Source organism: Vibrio sp. SCSIO 43155 (assembly GCF_023716605.1).
Classification (GTDB): domain Bacteria; phylum Pseudomonadota; class Gammaproteobacteria; order Enterobacterales; family Vibrionaceae; genus Vibrio; species Vibrio harveyi.
Genome location: NZ_CP071852.1, coordinates 3,339,458 through 3,362,371 on the forward strand (window position 1 = coordinate 3,339,458; position 22,914 = coordinate 3,362,371).

Sequence of the window (22,914 nt, forward strand, 5' to 3'; positions counted from 1 at the left end):
TATCGTCTCTTTTTTTATAAACCGTATCAATCTGTGTGGACACTCATCGTGAGTAATCATCGTATAAGGAGGTGATCCAGCGCCAGGTTCCCCTAGCGCTACCTTGTTACGACTTCACCCCAGTCATGAACCACAAAGTGGTAAGCGTCCTCCCGAAGGTTAAACTACCTACTTCTTTTGCAGCCCACTCCCATGGTGTGACGGGCGGTGTGTACAAGGCCCGGGAACGTATTCACCGTGGCATTCTGATCCACGATTACTAGCGATTCCGACTTCACGGAGTCGAGTTGCAGACTCCGATCCGGACTACGACGCACTTTTTGGGATTCGCTCACTCTCGCAAGTTGGCCGCCCTCTGTATGCGCCATTGTAGCACGTGTGTAGCCCTACTCGTAAGGGCCATGATGACTTGACGTCGTCCCCACCTTCCTCCGGTTTATCACCGGCAGTCTCCCTGGAGTTCCCACCCGAAGTGCTGGCAAACAAGGATAAGGGTTGCGCTCGTTGCGGGACTTAACCCAACATTTCACAACACGAGCTGACGACAGCCATGCAGCACCTGTCTCAGAGTTCCCGAAGGCACCAATCCATCTCTGGAAGTTCTCTGGATGTCAAGAGTAGGTAAGGTTCTTCGCGTTGCATCGAATTAAACCACATGCTCCACCGCTTGTGCGGGCCCCCGTCAATTCATTTGAGTTTTAATCTTGCGACCGTACTCCCCAGGCGGTCTACTTAACGCGTTAGCTCCGAAAGCCACGGCTCAAGGCCACAACCTCCAAGTAGACATCGTTTACGGCGTGGACTACCAGGGTATCTAATCCTGTTTGCTCCCCACGCTTTCGCATCTGAGTGTCAGTATCTGTCCAGGGGGCCGCCTTCGCCACCGGTATTCCTTCAGATCTCTACGCATTTCACCGCTACACCTGAAATTCTACCCCCCTCTACAGTACTCTAGTCTGCCAGTTTCAAATGCTATTCCGAGGTTGAGCCCCGGGCTTTCACATCTGACTTAACAAACCACCTGCATGCGCTTTACGCCCAGTAATTCCGATTAACGCTCGCACCCTCCGTATTACCGCGGCTGCTGGCACGGAGTTAGCCGGTGCTTCTTCTGTCGCTAACGTCAAATGATAGTGCTATTAACACTACCACCTTCCTCACGACTGAAAGTGCTTTACAACCCGAAGGCCTTCTTCACACACGCGGCATGGCTGCATCAGGCTTGCGCCCATTGTGCAATATTCCCCACTGCTGCCTCCCGTAGGAGTCTGGACCGTGTCTCAGTTCCAGTGTGGCTGATCATCCTCTCAGACCAGCTAGGGATCGTCGCCTTGGTGAGCCATTACCTCACCAACTAGCTAATCCCACCTAGGCATATCCTGACGCGAGAGGCCCGAAGGTCCCCCTCTTTGACCCGTAGGTATTATGCGGTATTAGCCATCGTTTCCAATGGTTATCCCCCACACCAGGGCAATTTCCTAGGCATTACTCACCCGTCCGCCGCTCGACGCCGTTATCGTCCCCCGAAGGTTCAGATAACTCGTTTCCGCTCGACTTGCATGTGTTAGGCCTGCCGCCAGCGTTCAATCTGAGCCATGATCAAACTCTTCAATTTAAAGTTTTTGATTCCCTAAATAAATAGGGAGAGGCTCAATGAATACTGACTTCAAAACTACTAATGTAATTTTAAAGCTATTATCGTTCCAACAGAACGATAATGAATTGACTGTGCTGAATCTTTCGATTCAATGGTCACTTCGTTTCATTGAAACCTAATTTGATACCGAAGTATCTAATTGGATTATCATCAACGAGTGCCCACACAGATTGATAGGTCTATATTGTTAAAGAGCTTGGCTTTCAGTGCCTTAGCACTTAAGCGAGGTGCGTATAATACGCTTTCCACTTTGAAAGTCAACATAAAACTCTAAATTTATTTAGAACTTTATGGTGACTCGTCTGTATTCAGACAAGTCGGAAATAAAGCCTGGCGATGTCCTACTCTCACATGGGGAAGCCCCACACTACCATCGGCGCTAATTCGTTTCACTTCTGAGTTCGGAATGGAAATCAGGTGGGTCCAAATCGCTATGGTCGCCAAGCAAATTCTTGCTTTTACTTTCAGCTTTTTCTAAAAACTGAAGGCAAAAAACTTGGAAAACTGATTTAAGTTCTACTTACACACATTCAATGTTCTTACATTGAGTCCATCAAAACCCCTTGGGTGTTGTATAGTTAAGCCTCACGGGCAATTAGTACAGGTTAGCTCAACGCCTCACAACGCTTACACACCCTGCCTATCAACGTTCTAGTCTCGAACAACCCTTTAGGATACTTAAAGTATCAGGGAAGACTCATCTCAGGGCTCGCTTCCCGCTTAGATGCTTTCAGCGGTTATCGATTCCGAACTTAGCTACCGGGCAATGCGTCTGGCGACACAACCCGAACACCAGAGGTTCGTCCACTCCGGTCCTCTCGTACTAGGAGCAGCCCCCTTCAATCTTCCAACGCCCACGGCAGATAGGGACCGAACTGTCTCACGACGTTCTAAACCCAGCTCGCGTACCACTTTAAATGGCGAACAGCCATACCCTTGGGACCGACTTCAGCCCCAGGATGTGATGAGCCGACATCGAGGTGCCAAACACCGCCGTCGATATGAACTCTTGGGCGGTATCAGCCTGTTATCCCCGGAGTACCTTTTATCCGTTGAGCGATGGCCCTTCCATTCAGAACCACCGGATCACTATGACCTGCTTTCGCACCTGCTCGAACCGTCATTCTCGCAGTCAAGCGGGCTTATGCCATTGCACTAACCTCACGATGTCCAACCGTGATTAGCCCACCTTCGTGCTCCTCCGTTACGCTTTGGGAGGAGACCGCCCCAGTCAAACTACCCACCAGGCACTGTCCGCAACCCCGATTAGGGGTCGACGTTAGAACATCAACACTACAAGGGTGGTATTTCAAGGACGGCTCCACACAATCTAGCGACCGTGCTTCAAAGCCTCCCACCTATCCTACACATGTAGGGTCAATGTTCAGTGCCAAGCTGTAGTAAAGGTTCACGGGGTCTTTCCGTCTAGCCGCGGGTACACTGCATCTTCACAGCGATTTCAATTTCACTGAGTCTCGGGTGGAGACAGCGTGGCCATCATTACGCCATTCGTGCAGGTCGGAACTTACCCGACAAGGAATTTCGCTACCTTAGGACCGTTATAGTTACGGCCGCCGTTTACCGGGGCTTCGATCAAGAGCTTCGACCGAAGTCTAACCCCATCAATTAACCTTCCGGCACCGGGCAGGCGTCACACCGTATACGTCATCTTACGATTTTGCACAGTGCTGTGTTTTTAATAAACAGTTGCAGCCACCTGGTATCTGCGACTCTCAATAGCTCCATCCGCGAGGGACTTCACCGTCGAGAGCGTACCTTCTCCCGAAGTTACGGTACCATTTTGCCTAGTTCCTTCACCCGAGTTCTCTCAAGCGCCTTGGTATTCTCTACCCGACCACCTGTGTCGGTTTGGGGTACGATTCCTTACAATCTGAAGCTTAGAGGCTTTTCCTGGAAGCATGGCATCAATGACTTCACTACCGTAGTAGCTCGACGTCGTGTCTCAGCCTTAAAAAGAGCCGGATTTACCTAACTCTTAAGCCTACGCACTTGAACCTGGACAACCGTCGCCAGGCCCACCTAGCCTTCTCCGTCCCCCCATCGCAATTGTAAGAAGTACGGGAATATTAACCCGTTTCCCATCGACTACGCCTTTCGGCCTCGCCTTAGGGGTCGACTTACCCTGCCCCGATTAACGTTGGACAGGAACCCTTGGTCTTCCGGCGAGGAGGTTTTTCACCCCCTTTATCGTTACTCATGTCAGCATTCGCACTTCTGATACGTCCAGCATGCGTTACCACACACCTTCAACCGCTTACAGAACGCTCCCCTACCCAATGCACTAAAGTGCATTGCCGCAGCTTCGGTTTACTACTTAGCCCCGTTACATCTTCCGCGCAGGCCGACTCGACCAGTGAGCTATTACGCTTTCTTTAAATGATGGCTGCTTCTAAGCCAACATCCTGGCTGTCTGAGCCTTCCCACATCGTTTCCCACTTAGTAGTAATTTGGGACCTTAGCTGGCGGTCTGGGTTGTTTCCCTCTCCACGACGGACGTTAGCACCCGCCGTGTGTCTCCCGGATAGTACTTACTGGTATTCGGAGTTTGCAAAGGGTTGGTAAGTCGGGATGACCCCCTAGCCTTAACAGTGCTCTACCCCCAGTAGTATTCGTCCGAGGCGCTACCTAAATAGCTTTCGGGGAGAACCAGCTATCTCCAGGTTTGATTGGCCTTTCACCCCTAGCCACAAGTCATCCGCTAATTTTTCAACATTAGTCGGTTCGGTCCTCCAGTTGATGTTACTCAACCTTCAACCTGCCCATGGCTAGATCACCTGGTTTCGGGTCTATATCCAGAGACTGAACGCCCAGTTAAGACTCGGTTTCCCTACGGCTCCCCTAGATGGTTAACCTTGCCACTGAATATAAGTCGCTGACCCATTATACAAAAGGTACGCAGTCACACCACGAAGGTGCTCCTACTGCTTGTACGTACACGGTTTCAGGTTCTATTTCACTCCCCTCACAGGGGTTCTTTTCGCCTTTCCCTCACGGTACTGGTTCACTATCGGTCAGTCAGTAGTATTTAGCCTTGGAGGATGGTCCCCCCATATTCAGACAGGATATCACGTGTCCCGCCCTACTCGATTTCACTTTAAATGCGTTGCCGGTTACGGGGCTATCACCCTGTATCGCACAACTTTCCAGAAGTTTCACCTGACGCATAAAAAGCTTAAGGGCTAGTCCAATTTCGCTCGCCGCTACTTTCGGAATCTCGGTTGATTTCTTTTCCTCGGGGTACTTAGATGTTTCAGTTCCCCCGGTTCGCCTCGCTGCGCTATGTATTCACGCAGCGATACTAGCTTATGCTAGTGGGTTTCCCCATTCGGAAATCCCAGACTCAAATGGTTTTTACTACCTAATCTGGGCTTATCGCAAGTTAATACGTCCTTCATCGCCTCTGACTGCCAAGGCATCCACCGTGTACGCTTAGTCACTTAACCATACAACCCGAAGGAGTTTCGAGTTGATGAACAAGTCACCAAAGTTGTCTGCAATTTTTATACATGATGCAGACTCGATTTTGCCGGACTCAAATTCCAAGAACACTTGAATGTGTTGTATTGGTGTTTGTCATAAAGACAAACATTGAGAACTTTACAAACAAACTTAAAAGTTTGTTTTGTCAGCTTTCCAAATTGTTAAAGAGCTATGTTAGCTACAAGCTTGCGCTTGTGAACTATCAATCTGTGTGGACACTCATCGTGAATAATCATCGTATAAGGAGGTGATCCAGCGCCAGGTTCCCCTAGCGCTACCTTGTTACGACTTCACCCCAGTCATGAACCACAAAGTGGTAAGCGTCCTCCCGAAGGTTAAACTACCTACTTCTTTTGCAGCCCACTCCCATGGTGTGACGGGCGGTGTGTACAAGGCCCGGGAACGTATTCACCGTGGCATTCTGATCCACGATTACTAGCGATTCCGACTTCACGGAGTCGAGTTGCAGACTCCGATCCGGACTACGACGCACTTTTTGGGATTCGCTCACTCTCGCAAGTTGGCCGCCCTCTGTATGCGCCATTGTAGCACGTGTGTAGCCCTACTCGTAAGGGCCATGATGACTTGACGTCGTCCCCACCTTCCTCCGGTTTATCACCGGCAGTCTCCCTGGAGTTCCCACCCGAAGTGCTGGCAAACAAGGATAAGGGTTGCGCTCGTTGCGGGACTTAACCCAACATTTCACAACACGAGCTGACGACAGCCATGCAGCACCTGTCTCAGAGTTCCCGAAGGCACCAATCCATCTCTGGAAAGTTCTCTGGATGTCAAGAGTAGGTAAGGTTCTTCGCGTTGCATCGAATTAAACCACATGCTCCACCGCTTGTGCGGGCCCCCGTCAATTCATTTGAGTTTTAATCTTGCGACCGTACTCCCCAGGCGGTCTACTTAACGCGTTAGCTCCGAAAGCCACGGCTCAAGGCCACAACCTCCAAGTAGACATCGTTTACGGCGTGGACTACCAGGGTATCTAATCCTGTTTGCTCCCCACGCTTTCGCATCTGAGTGTCAGTATCTGTCCAGGGGGCCGCCTTCGCCACCGGTATTCCTTCAGATCTCTACGCATTTCACCGCTACACCTGAAATTCTACCCCCCTCTACAGTACTCTAGTCTGCCAGTTTCAAATGCTATTCCGAGGTTGAGCCCCGGGCTTTCACATCTGACTTAACAAACCACCTGCATGCGCTTTACGCCCAGTAATTCCGATTAACGCTCGCACCCTCCGTATTACCGCGGCTGCTGGCACGGAGTTAGCCGGTGCTTCTTCTGTCGCTAACGTCAAATAATGCAGCTATTAACTACACTACCTTCCTCACGACTGAAAGTGCTTTACAACCCGAAGGCCTTCTTCACACACGCGGCATGGCTGCATCAGGCTTGCGCCCATTGTGCAATATTCCCCACTGCTGCCTCCCGTAGGAGTCTGGACCGTGTCTCAGTTCCAGTGTGGCTGATCATCCTCTCAGACCAGCTAGGGATCGTCGCCTTGGTGAGCCATTACCTCACCAACTAGCTAATCCCACCTAGGCATATCCTGACGCGAGAGGCCCGAAGGTCCCCCTCTTTGACCCGTAGGTATTATGCGGTATTAGCCATCGTTTCCAATGGTTATCCCCCACACCAGGGCAATTTCCTAGGCATTACTCACCCGTCCGCCGCTCGACGCCGTTATCGTCCCCCGAAGGTTCAGATAACTCGTTTCCGCTCGACTTGCATGTGTTAGGCCTGCCGCCAGCGTTCAATCTGAGCCATGATCAAACTCTTCAATTTAAGATTTTGTTCGGCTCAATGAATACTGAACATTACATAAGTAATGTTTGAATTGACTGTGCTGAATCTTTCGATTCAATGGTCACTTCGTTTCATTGAAACCTAATTTGATACCGAAGTATCTAATTGGATTATCATCAACGAGTGCCCACACAGATTGATAGGTTCTTATTTTTAAAGAGCTTTTCTAACATTTTCAGCAACTTAGTTGCTCGTCGTTAGGGGTGCGTATCTTACTTCACACCGTGAGAGAGTCAAGCATTTTTTTAAATTCTTTTTCTCTCTTCCGACTCGCTGCGTGACTTTCGTCTCACTCCGTGTCGGTGGATGCGCAGTATAGGGAGTTGAGAAATTAGCACAAGCGTTTTTTGCAAAAAAACTTTCAACCGAACAAATAACAAACACTTTGTTCGGATATACGGCAAAACAGAGGATCTTTGACGTAATTATTCGATCCTAGAGAGGAGTAAAGTCAGACTTCATTGCAGTCTTCTCGTAGTTTTTCGTCACGTTCTCCTCTTCTTTTCACAGAAATTAAAGGTAAGCCATCTTACCAATAACCAGTTTCGACTATGGTCTACTTAAACAAAAATCGATTTTTGATTCAGATCACTGCACTTCCTTACATATCGATCAAGAATGATTCTCGTTATCACTATTGGAGAGTTATTCATGAAAGCCGCAGTTGTTAGTGAATTTAAAGGTCCGCTTATTATCAAGGATATTCCTTTACCCAACGTTAAACCTCGTGATGTACTCGTAAAGGTTCATGCATGTGGTGTTTGTCATACTGATCTGCACGCTTGTCATGGCGATTGGCCGGTAAAACCCAAAATGCCTCTGGTACCAGGACATGAAGGTGTGGGTGAAATCGTCGAAGTTGGCAGCGAGATACATCATCTCAAAGCAGGTGATCGTGTTGGTGTTCCTTGGTTGTATAGTGCATGTGGTCATTGCGACTATTGTTTAGAAGGGCAAGAGACGCTGTGTTTAGATCAACATAACGCTGGTTATTCCGTTGATGGCGGTTATGCAGAGTTCTGTCTTGCTCATGGTGAGTACGTCGTGAAGATTCCAGATGGCTTAAGCTATGTGGATGCAGCTCCCCTCTTCTGTGCAGGTGTTACCACTTATAAAGCGCTCAAAGTAACAGATGTAAAACCAGGTCAATGGGTGGCAATTGTCGGCGCAGGTGGTTTAGGTCATTTAGCCATTCAATATGCTGTAGCTATGGGCATGAATGTTATTGCTGTAGATACTGGTGATGAAAAGCTCGCACTCGCTAAAAGTCTAGGTGCGCAACACACCATCGACTTTATGAAAGAGAAACCATCAAAGCGTATTAAGACCATCACTAATGGCGGCGTGCATGGCGTTGTATGTACTGCAGTATCGAAGCCTGCATTCCAAGAGGCTTATCACTCCATACGCCGTGGTGGCGCATGCGTTCTTGTTGGTCTTCCTCCTGAAGAGATGCCAATCCCTATCTTTGATACGGTGCTAAATGGTGTCAAAGTGATTGGCTCTATTGTTGGCACACGCAAAGACTTGCAAGAGTGCTTACAATTCGCAGCAGAAGGAAAAGTAAAAGCCATTACCGAAGTTAAACATCTTGAAGATATCAATGACATCTTTGCTGATATGGAGAAAGGAGAAATTAATGGGCGTATCGTGATGGAGTTTGCCTAGCTTTGGCTGTTGATATCTTTTCTATATAGATAGCAAAAAAAGAGCGGCACTTTCATGCTGCTCTTTTGGTCTTTGCTTTTTACTTGGGGTACTTCAGGTGAAGTCTTGGAAAAGTTATTCTTCTATATAGAAGAAAAGATCAGAGCATCCTTGCCCTTCTCTTTACGACAGAATAGTTAGGGGTATATCTAAATGCCGTTATTGTTCGATGACGCATTGAGCTCGTAAGAGTGGAGCATGCTTGCATTCCCAATAGCGTCATCTTCGAGAGGAACTTAGTTCTTCAATACTTTTACGGTGTAGCTACCATCTTTTTGTTGGTATAGACCGTGGATGTCGGTTTCGAAACCTGGGTAATGCGCACCGATCTCACAAAGCATCTCTAGGAAGTCCAGCACAGGGCGAGACTCTTGAGTCACCATTTCACCAGGAAGTACTAGTGGCACACCTGGAGGGTAAGGAAGGATCATGTTCGCACTTACGCGACCAACCATTTCTTCCAGTTTGATTTCTTCTACGTTACCGCGAAGCTCTTCTTGCCATGCTGCGTGTGGTGTTACTTTCATTTCTGGAAGAACATCGAACGCTTTGTACATTAGCTCTGGTAGGTTGTATTTCTTAGTTAGGTCATGAATTGCTTGTGCTAGTTCTTGAACGCGCATGCCTTCATAAAAGCTTGGATCTTCGTTGTATAGCGAAGGTAGGAAGCTCTTGATGGTTAGGTTCAAGTCGTAGCCACGTTTAAATTCAGTTAGACCGCGTAGCAATTGCATTGCTTTTGATTTGTCGATACCGATTGAGAATAGGAACAACAAGTTGTATGGACCTGTTTTCTCTACCACGATGCCGCGCTCGTCTAGGAATTTAGCCACCAGCGAAGCAGGAATACCTGATTCTTCTAGTTCGCCTTCTTTATTCATCCCTGGAGTCAGTAGCGTTACTTTGATTGGGTCAAGATACATGTGGTTGTCATCCATGTTCTTGAAGCCGTGCCATGTGTCGCTAGGGTCTAGTTTCCAACATTCTGTGGTATCGATGTTTTCTGGTTGCCATACATCGAAGAACCAGCTGTCGCTTTCTGCTTCTAGACGTTTGATCTCTTTACGGAAGCGGATTGCGCGATCGATAGAGTCTTGCATCAACTTCTTACCAGTGTTGCCGCGCATCATTGCCGCAGCAGTTTCAGTAGAAGCAACAATGCCGTACTGAGGTGAAGTTGAAGTGTGCATCATGAATGCTTCGTTGAAAGATTCTTTATCAAAGTCGCCTTTCACGTGAATCATTGAAGCTTGTGAGAACGCTGCCAACAGTTTGTGTGTTGATTGTGTCTCGTAGAACACTTTGCCTGGCATCGCTTCACCACTCATACCACATTTACCTTCGTAAATTGGGTTGAAGTTAGTGTAAGGCACCCAAGCACTGTCGAAGTGGATGTGTTTACAATCTAGCGACTCTTTGATGAATTGTGTGTTGTACAACAAGCCATCGTAAGTTGAGTTAGTCACTACTGCGTAAGTTGGTGCTGTTGCACCTGGTGTTTTCGCCACTTTCTCTGCAATGACATCGCGGCTGAATTCGCTTTGTGGGATACCACCAAGGATGCCGTATGCGTTACGAGTTGGGCGGAAGTAGATTGGTGTCACGTCGCTCATCATCATTAGGTGAGTCAGAGATTTGTGACAGTTACGGTCAATCAGTACTGTGCTGCCTGCTGGCGCTGAGTACATACCAACGATTTTATTCGATGTAGACGTACCGTTAGTTACGATGTACGAACTGTCTGCATTGAATGTACGTGCGATGTATTCTTCTGCATCTTTATGTGGACCTGAGTGGTCTAGTAGAGAGCCTAGCTCAGGCATTGAGATTGATACGTCCGCTTTGAATGTGTTTGGACCGTAAAAATCGTAGAAGATGCTACCAGCAGGGCTTTTCTGGAATGCAGTACCGCCCATGTGACCTGGAGTACAGAAGGTGTATTTACCTTCTTCTACGTATTTGAATAGCGCTTTAGTGAATGGAGGCATGATGGCATCTTTGTATGCCTCAGTCGCTTGGTTGATTTTGATAGCGATGTCGTCAGCCATACCTAAAGCGTACTCGAAGAAGCTCACGTTTAGACGTAGGTCTGTTAGTGAAATGTCTAGAGTAGACTGTTCGTTAGCAAATGCGTGAACAGGCAGTTTTTCGTTGATTTGGCTGATACGTTCACATAGCTCTAGTGAGTATTTATCCCAGTCGAACAGCACACCGCAAATGCGTGGGTTCATCTCAATCATTTTGATCAAGTCTTTATCATCTACTGGGTAAACCACTTCGTAGCCCGCTTTCTCAAGAGCAGCGTGAAGTTGACGAACTGGCTCTTCTTTAAAGAACACACCCATGTGGTTCAAGATAGCGAATATATTCATTTGGACATCTCCAAGGCGAATGAGGGCGCTCTTTGCCATTTACAGGCAATGAGTAAGGTGAGCGCCGCGTGAATTTGGGTTTTATGGGCTGGCACCGTAGTGCCAGCGTTTTGGGGATTAGTTGCTTGCTTGGGCAGGCATGTCGTCAGCGTGCATTTTCACGTACTGAGCAAGACCTGCTTTTTTGCTGTAGAACATCAAGATAACTAGAGAAACGATGAAGGTTGCTGTTAGCGTACCGCCCTCTGCACCTGCTAGTGCGATGAAGCAGAACAGACAAGCCACACCAGAGAACAGCATTACGAAGCCGTTGCGTGTTGTCATACCTTCGAAGCGAATCAAGTTAATGCTTGAGTAGAAGTAAGGCAGCATAGTTAGTAGAACTGCGTCAGTCGTTAGTTGGTTGAACAGGTCTGATGCATGCGCTGTTTTAGAGCTGAAGAACATCAGTACAACCATCAGTGCAGTCATCTTGATTGACGCAAGGATTAGACCTTTCTTAGGCACACCGTTTTTGTCAGTTTCGCCGTAGATTTTAGGGAAGTTGCCGTCGTTTGCTGCGCGTTTACCCGCTTCACCTACTAGCATCATCCAAGAACCTAGCGAAGTGAAACATGCTAGTGCTGTAAATGCTGATACGAATGGCGCTGTCCAGCTACCGAATAGCTCAGTTGTTGCTAGTGCAAATGGCGCACCTGATGCCGCAACTTCTGACGCAGGGAACATGCCGCTGATCATTTGAGTTGATAGGATGTAAATCACACCTGCGATACCAGTACCCAACATAGTTGCTAGTGGTACGGTACGTTTAGGGTTTTCTACCATACCAGTCGATACCGCTGCTGATTCCACACCTACGAATGACCATAGACAGATAAGAACCGCAGTTACTACCGCGTGGCTGTCAGTGCCTGCTGATACGTTCCAGTTTTGGCTGTAAAGCGCAGTATCAAAGTGCGTCCAACCAAATGCGGCTGTACCAACAACTGGGATAAGGATAAGAACTAGACCAAGCGTACATAGACGGCTTACCCAGCTACCACCAAGTAGGTTGACGAAAGTGAAGATCCATACCGATGCAATCGTCGCAATACCTGCTGGGATTGGGTTATTAAGCACAGGGAAGAATACTGAAAGGTAAGAAACACCTGTAATGGCAATAGCCAGGTTACCGATCCAGTTCGCGTGGTAATAAAGAACGCCCGTTTGGAAACCAAATACCGGAGACACTTCGCCAGCATAAGCGATAGGACCACCTTCTTGTGGGTTTTTGGTTGCCAGACGAGCGTAAACGAACGCCAGACTCAGTGCACCGACCAAACAGATCAGCCAACTGAAGATTGAAACAGAGCCTACAGAGGCAAGACTAGAAGGTAATAGTGCAATACCACTACCCATCATGTTACCGGCTACGACACCCGTACAGGCAATAAGGCCGATTTTTTTCGCATTCGATGACATAACATCTCCAAATCTATTCTACTCGAGTCAACATGACTCAAACTGAATGGTTATTAGCGAGATGCTATGAGGAGGAATCTGCTCGACCTCGCTAAATTTCGAAGTGAAGACTACGCCCAAAAACTGGGAAAAAAATAAACTTGGCGTTATCAATAAAACAATTAGCCCATCGGTATAAAGTTGAGATAAACCTTATAAACACAAAAATATAAAACCAATAAATACAGAAAGTTAGCCCAATAACATCAAACGCTCTTACCGGAAACCTAAAAACATCAACCTCAACAAATTTTCCATCAAGCTTATCAACCTCTATCAACATCAAAAGAAACCATGGCTAATTACCCAAACTGTTGACGCCGCTTTTTCCTACCTTTATTGCTCCGTTGACTTACATCAAACTTCCCTCTTCTTTTCCCCTCGTTCTGCATAGATACCAACGTAAGTACACATAAACAACAGTGTGGTTGTGACAGACAATAAGTACACAAACCAAAGGTAGAGCAATGGGGAAAAAAGGTAGATCTAGCAAAAACTCGATAAGAGCCGCTCATTAAACACAAGCAAAATACAAAGATGGTGAGATAGAAGATAGAAGATAGAAGATAGAAGATAGAAGATAGAAGATAGAAGATAGAAGATAGAAGATAGAAGATAGAAGATAGAAGATAGAAGATAGAAGATAGAAGATAGAATGAAAAGCCTACCCCCCCCTGTAAAGCAAGCTCTATTCAAAAAGCAAGAAGATAGCGATTTAATAACGTAGAGACAAAAAAGCCCCTCACCGAAGTGAAGGGCTAAGTGTCTCTGATTGATAAAAGAGGGCTTACTACAACATACGAACCACAGAAGGGTGCACTGCTCGATACATGGCGTAATCAATCGCCTTCATATTGCTTGGAAAGACCAAGTTTTCGCATAGCAAATAGGTCTCTACAGATGTATCTATATAGAAGGCTTCACTGTAAGACTCACTTGCCCAATCCAAATCACCATCCAATTCCGCGTGCTTGCCTCTAATGACATAAGACAGAACTGAGTCTCGAACCTCGAGAGCTTGATTCAAATGCTGCTTAGCCAAATCGATGTCACCTGTAATGGTCTCATGCAGCGCTAACGCTTCATAAATACGTGGCTGAATTGGTCCCACCATCATCTTTGAACTGGTTTCCAATTTCTCACTCAACTGCTGAACTCTGCCTTTTCTCAGCTCCAATGCAGGATCAAGCGCCTTTTGCACATGATAGGCAATCAACAGCTCAGCTTGTACATAAGCGTTATCCGGTTCAATCTCGAGAATTCTCTCCATCAAGTCGATACCGTGCTGGAATTGATTCGCATCCGACACATTCAAGTAGTGGTTTGCCTCAACAAACAGCTCCAATGCGTCTGGGTTCATTGGCATACCCGCCACCAGCACCTTGGATTTTAATTTTGCATCTGGCACTTTTAATGCGCGCATCAAATCTAGAGAGGCTTGCTGCATAACCGACTTCAAATGGCTATTGGTTAACGCGTATTGGCGGCTGAACAAAACCTTTTCTGAGGAGTTATTGCGATATTCCACCTCAAGGAAGCTGCCACCGTCGTTTTCTTTAACACGTACCACCACAGACTTACCCGGTACAATACCAGTAGTAAAGGTCGCCTTTTTCAACATGACTCGATAATCACTGACTTGAGCCACATCTGCCATCAACTTCTGTGCAAACCCGTCGGCTAAGTCATAGCTACGACCTTCTTTTCTGAAGTTATCCTGAAACTTGAATTCGATAAGGTGAGTATCAATGGCTTGTGTAATGCGCACTTCAGATTGCTTATAGGTAAACACCCCCATCACCACGACCAAAATACTGATCCAAATGAAGTTCATGAAACCTAATCGCCAAGGGCTGATTTTATTCGGCTTGCGCGGTGCTTTTTTCTCTTTTGACATCTCGCATACAGCGCGAGTTAACGGACCTGCCGGAAATGCAATCGTAGAAGTTGAGATTTCTGATTGTTCTTCTTCGATTTCTTCTACGATCGGAGCAAGAATCTCTGTATCACAATGACGGCTAGCGAGGAATTCCTCATGCGTCATCGGCGTCACATTTGCTACCAGCTTGTAACCACGTTTAGGCACAGTGATCACATAGCTGGTGTTTTCTTCTCGACCGTCGCGCAGCAGTTTACGCAGTTCAAAAATGGATTGCGTCACAACTTGGTCAGTCACAATCGCACCCGCCCAAACGTATTGGATCAGCTCTTCGCGGTTGAATACTTCACTAGCGTGCTCTGCAAGAAAATGCAGCAAATTAATTAAGCGTGGCTCAACGGTAACTTCCCTGTCTTGTCGATACAGCTTATTTTCATCAACGCTCAAAACCCAGTCATTGATTTGAAAATAGACTCCAACCATGTATGAAAACTCTCGTATCTAATAGACAGCGTCGCTTTAGGAATAGATAGGACTACACATTCTTACAGTCGACTAAAGCCGAGATTATAGGTGGGAAAACGGCTTGAACCTAGAAAAGCAAGCCGCCAAAAATGCAAACTTAAATTAAGTAGCACGCTACTCAAGGGCTGCGAGGATAGAACAGTGGCTGGCATCGTCATTGTTATGCCCACAGCAAGCGTCATTGATCTTCTTTAATGCGGTGCGAATCTTTGTCAGTTCCGCTATTTTTTCATCAATTAAAGTTAACTTTGCAGAAGTGATAGCTTTTACTTCTGCACAGCTGTGTTCTGTCGCTTCTAATTTGATTTCTAGAAGCTCTTTTATTTCCTCTAAACTTAAGCCAAGCTCTTTCGCTTTGAGAATGAAGCGTACCTGTTTTTGGTTTTCTTCGTTGTATAAGCGATAGCCCGATTCACTTCGCCCTGCGGGCTGGATCAGTGTATTTTTTTCGTAGAAACGTAATGTATCGGCAGTCACACCACAGCGTTTCGCCAGTTCACCTATCTGAAACATAACTTTCCTTATTAACTATCTCGTTACTTTTAAAGCCAAAGATCGAGTTTTTTACAATTATTTTTGAGATGCCAAACGATTGCGCGAGCTTTTTTGTAATAAATTGGTTAGAATACGCGCCATCAAATAGTGGAGACTGTTTTCTAAGCATGAAAACACCTGCAAAGGTCTTTACCAAAACTGGCCAATATTTTACCCCATGAGGTAAAAACAAGTTCATTTTTGGCAAACATCTTTAACTCCGTGAATTTGAGGAAAATGGAAGCATGAACAACGCTCGTCCTATTCGCCGTGCGCTTATCAGCGTATCAGACAAAACAGGTATTGTTGAGTTTGCACAAGCTCTTGCTGAGCGCGGTGTCGATATCCTATCTACTGGTGGTACGGCTCGTCTACTTGCTGAGCAAGGCATCGCAGTAACCGAAGTCTCTGACTACACTGGTTTCCCAGAAATGATGGACGGTCGCGTTAAGACGCTTCACCCGAAAGTTCACGGTGGTGTACTGGGTCGCCGTGGTCAAGATGATGACGTGATGGAAAAACACGGCATCAACCCTATCGATATGGTTGTTGTTAACCTATACCCATTCGCAGAAACCGTAGCAAAAGAGGGTTGTACTCTAGCTGACGCAGTTGAAAACATCGATATCGGCGGTCCAACTATGGTTCGCTCTGCTGCGAAAAACCACAAAGACGTGACTATCGTCGTTAACGCAGGTGATTACCAGCGCGTAATCGCAGAGATGGATGCAAACGACAAATCCCTTACTCTAGATACCCGTTTCGACCTTGCTATCGCAGCATTTGAGCACACTGCGGCTTACGATGGCATGATCGCAAACTACTTCGGCACTATGGTTCCATCTTACGGTGAGAACAAAGAAGGTGATGAACCTTCTCCTGAAAACAAGAGCAAATTCCCTCGAACATTCAAACAACAGTTCGAGAAAAAACAAGATATGCGCTACGGTGAGAATAGCCACCAAGCAGCTGCTTTTTACGTAGAAGCAAACCCACAAGAGGCGTCTGTTTCTACTGCTCGCCAAATCCAAGGTAAAGCCCTTTCTTACAACAACATCGCAGACACAGATGCAGCACTTGAGTGTGTGAAAGAGTTCAACGAACCAGCATGTGTGATCGTAAAACACGCGAACCCATGTGGTGTGGCTCTAGGTAAAGACATCCTAGAAGCGTACAACCGCGCTTACCAAACTGACCCAACATCTGCATTCGGCGGCATCATTGCATTCAACCAAGAGCTAGATGCTGAAACAGCAACCGCTATTGTTGAACGTCAATTCGTTGAAGTCATCATCGCACCTTCTGTTTCTGCTGAAGCGATTGAAGTGGTTGCAGCGAAGAAGAACGTGCGTCTACTTGAGTGTGGCGAATGGTCAACGAAGACAACGGGCTTTGACGTGAAACGCGTGAATGGCGGTCTACTGGTTCAAGACCGTGACCAAGGCATGGTAAGCCTAGACGACCTAAAAGTGGTTTCTAAGCGCCAGCCAACAGAAGAAGAGCTGAAAGATGCACTGTTCTGCTGGAAAGTAGCGAAATACGTGAAATCTAACGCGATTGTTTACGCGAAAGGTGACATGACCATCGGCGTAGGCGCAGGTCAAATGAGCCGCGTTTACTCAGCGAAAATTGCGGGAATCAAAGCAGCAGACGAAGGTCTAGAAGTCGCAGGTAGCGTAATGGCATCTGATGCGTTCTTCCCATTCCGTGATGGTATCGATGCAGCAGCAGAAGCTGGCATCAAGTGTGTGATTCAACCTGGCGGCTCGATGCGTGATGACGAAGTTATCGCAGCAGCAGACGAACACGGCATGGCAATGATCTTTACAGGTATGCGTCACTTCCGCCACTAGAAAGAAAAGATGCGAGAGCGCTTCGCTACTGGATACAAGAGCGTTGCGCTCCGAGATGAGCAACACTTTCCTTTCGTGTTGCTCAAACATTTTCTAGTTCTACTACTATCAATTTTGATTGAAGGTTTAAAACATGAATGTACTTATCATTGGTTCAGGCGGTCGTGAACACGCACTAGGTTGGAAAGCGGCGCAAAACCCAAATGTTGAGACTATCTTCGTTGCTCCGGGTAACGCAGGCACAGCACTAGAGCCTAAACTAGAGAACGTAAATATCGCAGTAGAAGACATCGCGGGTCTGGTTGCATTCGCAAAAGAGAAAGCCATTGAGCTGACCATCGTTGGTCCTGAAGCACCATTGGTTATCGGTGTTGTGGATGCTTTCCGAGAAGCAGGTCTGCCAATCTTTGGTCCAACACAAGCAGCAGCGCAGCTTGAAGGCTCTAAAGCGTTTACTAAAGACTTTCTTGCTCGTCACCAAATCCCGACGGGAGCATACGCAAACTTCACTGAAATCGAGCCTGCACTCGCTTACGTACGTGAACAAGGTGCACCAATTGTAGTCAAAGCTGATGGTCTTGCCGCTGGCAAAGGCGTGATTGTGGCAATGACACTAGAAGAAGCTGAAGACGCCATCAAGGATATGCTAGCGGGTAATGCATTTGGTGATGCTGGCAGTCGTGTGGTTATCGAAGAATTCCTAGATGGGGAAGAAGCAAGCTTCATCGTGATGGTGGATGGTGAGAACGTTTTGCCAATGGCCACCAGCCAAGACCACAAACGCGTAGGCGACAAAGATACCGGTCCAAACACAGGCGGCATGGGCGCTTATTCTCCTGCTCCAGTGGTAACATCTGAAATTCATAACCGCATCATGGAAGAAGTGATTTACCCAACAGTGCGTGGGATGGCTTCAGAAGGCAACCCTTACACAGGTTTCCTATACGCGGGTTTAATGATCGATAAAGACGGTACGCCGAAAGTGATCGAGTACAACTGCCGCTTTGGTGATCCAGAAACGCAACCGATCATGATGCGCATGGAATCGGATCTTGTTGATCTATGTCTGGCTGCTATTGATGCCAAACTGGATCAAGTGGAATCAAAATGGGATCCACGAGCATCGATTGGTATTGTGTTAGCCGCCGGAGGCTATCCTGCTGCGTACAACAAGGGCGACATTATCTCAGGTCTTCCACAAGTTGAAATTGAAGGTGAGAAGGTCTTCCACGCAGGTACACACAACAAAGACGGCGACATTGTGACAAACGGCGGCCGTGTACTTTGTGCAACAGCACTTGGTAACAGCGTATCAGAAGCACAGCAACGCGCTTATGAACTTGCAAAACAGATCAGTTGGGATGGCATGTTCCATCGCAACGATATCGGCTACCGTGCAATCGCACGTGAGCAAGAAAAATAAAAACAACTTCAGTTGGCTAAAAAGACAAAAGGCGCATTAAGCGCCTTTTTTATTCATGTGACTCCACTAGCATGAAGCTAAGCTCAGAACTTACTCAGAGATCAGCTTTGGTCGTGGGATACAATCAAAGTTGTCATCATTGAGCATCAACAATTCGTCAACAGTTGCTGTATTACGTGACTCTTTGCCGATAAACGCAATGTAGCTATCTACCGATGCCAATCTATCAATCACAAACTTAGGTAAAGTCTGGTTAAATTCCAGCGTCGCGAACTCACGTCCTTTGCAGGTTTCGAACGTCTCGCCATCCCAAAAACCTTGAATCAAACTCTGACCTTCGCGAGATTGACTCTTGATCGAAGCAACCACATCATTCGCTTCTGTCTTGTAACGCTCTAGCTGATCACGTCGTAAAGGCAGCACTTTCCCGTTCACACGGTATTGCTGATAGATCGCATCGCCATCTTTATTGAATCGAATGTGGATTTGAAAAGGCACCAATCCTTGTTTTGTATCGAGTTGCTCACCTTTTCGAATCAACTCTCTTAGCTCACCATCGTCCCAGCGATAATCACTCTGATACGAGCCGGAATCACCCATAGCTACGTAGTCTGCAGCCGTACTAACGCGTGTCAGACGTTCTGTCATCCAATACAAACTGGTGGCATCACCCATGATTTTCCCGCCAGAGAAATGGGTAAATTGGTCAAGGTTTGGGGTTTCAACAGAAGAACAGCCAACAAGAGCGAGGCTTGATAAAAGGAGTGAAGTGAGTAGATGTTTTTTCATGAAATTGCACCGAGGCAGGATACCTCGGTGCATTTTAACTTAGTTTACTGATTCTTTCAGCGCTTTACCTGCTACGAATGCTGGTACGTTAGCTGCTGCGATTTGAATCTCGTCACCAGTCTTAGGGTTACGACCAGTACGTGCAGCGCGGTGGTTTACTTTGAATGTACCAAAACCAATTAGTTGAACTTGGTCACCCTCTTTAAGAGCGCCAGTAACACCCTCAAGAGTTGCTTCAAGAGCAGCTTTAGCTTGTGCTTTAGATAGGTCTGCTTTCTCTGCAATAAAGTCGATTAATTGGGTCTTGTTCATTAGGTTTCCCTTCTCATATGTTATCGAATTCATCTCACTCTAAAACATAAATGCCCCATCTGGCAAAGGTTTGTAAGCGATCTTTCGATTTTCTGACGTAGTTTTAGCCATAATATGAGTAATAACTCACAATTTGTTACTACTTGTACGGGCAAAGCGCTTGCTTTCTAATGCAATTAGAACGATTTATAGGGCGCTTTTGCGGTTATAATCGCTTAAAATCCCGACTATCACATTACATTCAAGGGCAACTATGCTGCTGTTATCCATTTATATCTCTATTGCTATCGGCATTTCGTTTATCTGTTCGGTACTGGAGGCGGTACTTCTTAGTATCAGTCCGAGCTACATTGCGCAGCTCAAACAACAGGGGCACCCTGCTTCTGCTCAGTTAGAAAAACTGAAAGCAGACATCGACCGACCACTGGCTTCGATCCTGACCCTGAACACCATTGCTCACACTATCGGTGCAGCAACGGCAGGTGCACAAGCGGCGGTAGTGTTCGGTAGCGAAGCACTAGGTATCTTCTCTGCGGTACTGACACTGGCGATTCTTGTTCTATCAGAAATTGTGCCTAAGACGATTGGTGCAACTTACTGGCGCCAACTTGCACCATCTGCGGCGGTATCGCTGCGCTGGATGGTATGGGCACTAACGCCATTCGTATGGTTCTCTGAGCAAATCACTAAGCGCCTAGCTCGTAACCACGAAGCACCGAAGATGCGCGATGAGTTATCTGCTATGGCCATTCTGGCAAAAGAGAGCGGAGAGTTCGCAGAAGGCGAATCAAAGATCCTGAGCAACCTACTGGGCATTCAAGACGTGCCAGTAACACAAGTCATGACACCGCGTCCGGTCGTATTCCGCGTAGACGCAACCATGACCATCAACGACTTCCTAGAGAAGCATAAAGAGACGCCTTTCTCTCGCCCACTGGTTTACAGCGAACAGAAAGATAACATCATTGGTTTTGTGCACCGTCTAGAGCTGTTCAAGCTGCAACAATCGGGCAGTGGTCAAAAACAACTCGGTTCGGTCATGCGTCCAATCCAAGTGGTACTGAACAACACAGCTCTACCAAAAGTGTTTGACCAAATGATGACTCACCGTCTGCAGCTAGCGCTTGTGGTTGACGAATACGGCACAGTACAAGGCTTGGTAACGCTAGAAGACATCTTTGAGCACCTATTGGGTGAAGAGATCATCGATGAAGCGGATAAGAGCACAGACATGCAAGAACTGGCTTACCAACGCTGGGAAAGCTGGAAAGAAAAGCACGGCGTAATTGAAAGCCGCGATGACGATGAAGAAGAGGAAGGGCTGGAGAAACAGGACAAAGAGCCAGAAGCTCAAGAGCCAACGAAGCCAGAATCTAAAGAATCGTAATCAGTACTGGGCATAACAGCCCATATGCAAAAATAAAAAGGCATCCAATTTGGATGCCTTTGTTCTGTCTATTCAATAATTAAAGTGTGATGCCGATATTGCTCACGGCGTCTTCACGTAGCTCTTCACGCAAATCTTTAATCAAGCAGATGTCGCGTTCCACCGCTTCACGCAGTGGACGGAAGATCGCCCATTGAACATCCCACTCTTCACATACGGCTTCATTTTCTTTTTGATTGTCGTTGGTGATTGGCTCCGCACCTTGTGCTTGTTCTAGGTCAGCAACGGTTTTTACCGACTGTTGGCTCACTTTAAGCATTGAGTCGAAAAGGTAGTCGCGATCCAACAGACCATGCAACAATGTTGACAGGCTCTGACACGCGTCCATCGCTGGGTAAACACCGTAAAAATCGAATTCATCCGCACTTGGGAACAACTCTTCTAACTTCTCTAATTGACGTTCGAAGTTAATTTTCGCGTTCTTAACCGTCAGAATTTCCCATACACTATCAAGAATCGCTCGGTAAGCACGTGGCTCAGCAAATTCTGTATTCTCACAAAACATCGCATAGTTTGGATACATGCGTTCACACAGACACGCCATGAAGGTAATTTGTTGCCAAGGTTCTAGTTTTTCCAAACGAACCTGAAGAGGATTCTTAAGCATAGTCACTCAATCATTGAAGAAAAAAACAGCGAAAGTGTACTTGATTCATCACAGGGAAAAAAGTTAATGCGGCATCCAAATCAGATTTTCCTGCTCTCAGAGCATCGCGACACCTACGAAACGTTACTGGCAGAGAAAAATCTGCCCGATCTTTGCCTCACCGACCAACCTGAAGAAGCTCAGATCGTACTGGCGGATCCACCATTACTATCACAAAGGTTAGACGAGTTTTCACAGCTTGAGTGGGTGCAATCCACATTTGCTGGTGTGAATGCCTTAATGTCACCAAATCTACGCCAGGATTACACTTTAACCAACGTACGCGGCATTTTCGGACCATTAATTGCCGAGTACGTAATTGGCTACTGCATTGCTCACTTCCGCCACTTTATGCAATACCACCAGCAACAGCAGAACAAGCAGTGGCAACCGCATCTGTACACCTCGCTGCAAAGCAAAACTATGGTGATTATTGGTACAGGCAGCATTGGTAGCTACTTGGGGAATGCAGCGCAATTGATGGGAATAAAGACTATCGGAGTGAATCGTACCGGGATTCCAACCTCTGGCGGTGAATTTACTCAAACCTATCACATCAATGAACTAGCAAGCGCTTTTCACCAAGCGGATATTGTCGTGAATACGCTACCGAGCACACCGGATACGCAGCGCTTACTCAATAGTGAAGTGTTAAGCCACCTTAATCAGGCACTGTTATTTAATGTCGGAAGAGGTGATGTGATTGATGATGCAGGTCTATTGCTCGCGCTAAAGAATCGCTGGGTGGAACATGCTTTTCTCGATGTATTTGAACAAGAACCACTCTCGCCGCAACATCCGTTTTGGAAACTTCCGCAGGTAACCATCACACCCCACATCGCAGCATTGAGTTTCCCTGAGCAAGTGGTCGACATTTTTGCAGATAACTACTTGAGTTGGCGAGACGGTTTCTCTCTTAATAATCAGGTCGATTTCGATAAAGGGTATTAACCATC

The 22,914-nt window shown here is 46.8% G+C and carries 12 protein-coding genes and 4 rRNA genes; 5 read left to right on the forward strand and 11 right to left on the reverse strand.

Annotated elements, in window-relative coordinates; genetic code table 11:
- Window positions 1–64: 64 nt before the first annotated feature.
- From J4N44_RS15890 to J4N44_RS15905, 4 genes are all read right to left on the reverse strand, one after another.
- A 16S ribosomal RNA gene (locus J4N44_RS15890) occupies window positions 65–1,615 on the reverse strand.
- Between the two features lie 370 nt (window positions 1,616–1,985).
- A 5S ribosomal RNA gene (gene rrf / locus J4N44_RS15895) occupies window positions 1,986–2,102 on the reverse strand.
- Window positions 2,103–2,231: 129 nt separating this feature from the next.
- Window positions 2,232–5,121 (reverse strand): 23S ribosomal RNA (locus J4N44_RS15900).
- Window positions 5,122–5,398: 277 nt separating this feature from the next.
- A 16S ribosomal RNA gene (locus tag J4N44_RS15905) occupies window positions 5,399–6,950 on the reverse strand.
- The 16S, 23S and 5S rRNA genes sit together here, the layout of an rRNA operon.
- A gap of 672 nt (window positions 6,951–7,622) precedes the next feature.
- Between J4N44_RS15905 and adhP the strand changes: the two genes are divergently transcribed.
- Window positions 7,623–8,639, forward strand: coding sequence for an alcohol dehydrogenase AdhP (gene adhP, locus J4N44_RS15910; RefSeq protein ID WP_252044643.1), 1,017 nt, complete (start codon window positions 7,623–7,625; stop codon window positions 8,637–8,639).
- Between the two features lie 275 nt (window positions 8,640–8,914).
- Here adhP and J4N44_RS15915 read toward each other — a convergent pair whose 3' ends face one another.
- The 4 genes from J4N44_RS15915 to zntR form a co-directional block, all read right to left on the reverse strand.
- The gene (locus J4N44_RS15915) at window positions 8,915–11,050 is read right to left on the reverse strand and encodes a lysine decarboxylase CadA (protein ID WP_005451159.1); all 2,136 of its coding nucleotides are present in this window, start codon (window positions 11,048–11,050) and stop codon (window positions 8,915–8,917) included.
- 117 nt (window positions 11,051–11,167) lie between these two features.
- Window positions 11,168–12,511, reverse strand: coding sequence for a cadaverine/lysine antiporter (cadB, locus tag J4N44_RS15920; RefSeq protein WP_005434864.1), 1,344 nt, complete (start codon window positions 12,509–12,511; stop codon window positions 11,168–11,170).
- A gap of 829 nt (window positions 12,512–13,340) precedes the next feature.
- Window positions 13,341–14,912: a lysine decarboxylation/transport transcriptional activator CadC gene (gene cadC / locus J4N44_RS15925; RefSeq protein WP_252044645.1), complete on the reverse strand. Its 1,572-nt coding sequence runs from the start codon at window positions 14,910–14,912 to the stop codon at window positions 13,341–13,343.
- Window positions 14,913–15,068: 156 nt separating this feature from the next.
- A complete protein-coding gene (zntR, locus tag J4N44_RS15930) occupies window positions 15,069–15,467 on the reverse strand; it encodes a Zn(2+)-responsive transcriptional regulator (RefSeq protein ID WP_005451151.1) in 399 nt (132 codons plus the stop codon).
- A gap of 266 nt (window positions 15,468–15,733) precedes the next feature.
- Here zntR and purH point away from each other — a divergent pair, with 266 nt between their 5' ends.
- Both purH and purD read left to right on the forward strand, forming a co-directional pair.
- Window positions 15,734–17,341 (forward strand): bifunctional phosphoribosylaminoimidazolecarboxamide formyltransferase/IMP cyclohydrolase, encoded by a 1,608-nt coding sequence (gene purH / locus J4N44_RS15935; RefSeq protein WP_252044646.1) that lies wholly within the window; start codon window positions 15,734–15,736, stop codon window positions 17,339–17,341.
- 133 nt (window positions 17,342–17,474) lie between these two features.
- Window positions 17,475–18,764, forward strand: a complete 1,290-nt coding sequence (gene purD, locus J4N44_RS15940) for a phosphoribosylamine--glycine ligase (RefSeq protein WP_005451146.1) — start codon at window positions 17,475–17,477, stop codon at window positions 18,762–18,764.
- A gap of 90 nt (window positions 18,765–18,854) precedes the next feature.
- On the opposite strand, the gene J4N44_RS15945 is transcribed toward purD, so the two are convergent.
- Together J4N44_RS15945 and hupA are read right to left on the reverse strand one after the other, a co-directional pair.
- The gene (locus J4N44_RS15945) at window positions 18,855–19,553 is read right to left on the reverse strand and encodes a DUF1481 domain-containing protein (protein WP_009697538.1); all 699 of its coding nucleotides are present in this window, start codon (window positions 19,551–19,553) and stop codon (window positions 18,855–18,857) included.
- 39 nt (window positions 19,554–19,592) lie between these two features.
- A complete protein-coding gene (gene hupA, locus J4N44_RS15950; protein ID WP_005433627.1) occupies window positions 19,593–19,865 on the reverse strand; it encodes a nucleoid-associated protein HU-alpha in 273 nt (90 codons plus the stop codon).
- A gap of 253 nt (window positions 19,866–20,118) precedes the next feature.
- Between hupA and J4N44_RS15955 the strand changes: the two genes are divergently transcribed.
- The gene (locus tag J4N44_RS15955) at window positions 20,119–21,252 is read left to right on the forward strand and encodes a CNNM domain-containing protein (protein ID WP_005451141.1); all 1,134 of its coding nucleotides are present in this window, start codon (window positions 20,119–20,121) and stop codon (window positions 21,250–21,252) included.
- A 79-nt stretch (window positions 21,253–21,331) separates the two neighbouring features.
- Here the strand turns inward: J4N44_RS15955 and J4N44_RS15960 are convergent, their stop codons facing one another.
- Window positions 21,332–21,919, reverse strand: a complete 588-nt coding sequence (locus tag J4N44_RS15960) for a YjaG family protein (RefSeq protein ID WP_005451139.1) — start codon at window positions 21,917–21,919, stop codon at window positions 21,332–21,334.
- 66 nt (window positions 21,920–21,985) lie between these two features.
- Between J4N44_RS15960 and J4N44_RS15965 the strand changes: the two genes are divergently transcribed.
- Complete coding sequence (locus J4N44_RS15965) at window positions 21,986–22,909, forward strand: D-2-hydroxyacid dehydrogenase (protein ID WP_252044648.1); 924 nt, start codon at window positions 21,986–21,988, stop codon at window positions 22,907–22,909.
- The last annotated feature ends 5 nt before the right edge of the window (window positions 22,910–22,914 follow it).

Excerpts from the sequence above, each read along its gene's own strand:
- adhP (WP_252044643.1), top strand. The coding sequence starts at position 7,623 with ATGAAAGCCGCAGTTGTTAGTGAATTTAAAGGTCCGCTTATTATCAAG.
- J4N44_RS15915 (WP_005451159.1), bottom strand. The coding sequence starts at position 11,050 with ATGAATATATTCGCTATCTTGAACCACATGGGTGTGTTCTTTAAAGAA.
- cadB (WP_005434864.1), bottom strand. The coding sequence starts at position 12,511 with ATGTCATCGAATGCGAAAAAAATCGGCCTTATTGCCTGTACGGGTGTC.
- cadC (WP_252044645.1), bottom strand. The coding sequence starts at position 14,912 with ATGGTTGGAGTCTATTTTCAAATCAATGACTGGGTTTTGAGCGTTGAT.
- zntR (WP_005451151.1), bottom strand. The coding sequence starts at position 15,467 with ATGTTTCAGATAGGTGAACTGGCGAAACGCTGTGGTGTGACTGCCGAT.
- purH (WP_252044646.1), top strand. The coding sequence starts at position 15,734 with ATGAACAACGCTCGTCCTATTCGCCGTGCGCTTATCAGCGTATCAGAC.
- purD (WP_005451146.1), top strand. The coding sequence starts at position 17,475 with ATGAATGTACTTATCATTGGTTCAGGCGGTCGTGAACACGCACTAGGT.
- J4N44_RS15945 (WP_009697538.1), bottom strand. The coding sequence starts at position 19,553 with ATGAAAAAACATCTACTCACTTCACTCCTTTTATCAAGCCTCGCTCTT.
- hupA (WP_005433627.1), bottom strand. The coding sequence starts at position 19,865 with ATGAACAAGACCCAATTAATCGACTTTATTGCAGAGAAAGCAGACCTA.
- J4N44_RS15955 (WP_005451141.1), top strand. The coding sequence starts at position 20,119 with ATGCTGCTGTTATCCATTTATATCTCTATTGCTATCGGCATTTCGTTT.
- J4N44_RS15960 (WP_005451139.1), bottom strand. The coding sequence starts at position 21,919 with ATGCTTAAGAATCCTCTTCAGGTTCGTTTGGAAAAACTAGAACCTTGG.
- J4N44_RS15965 (WP_252044648.1), top strand. The coding sequence starts at position 21,986 with ATGCGGCATCCAAATCAGATTTTCCTGCTCTCAGAGCATCGCGACACC.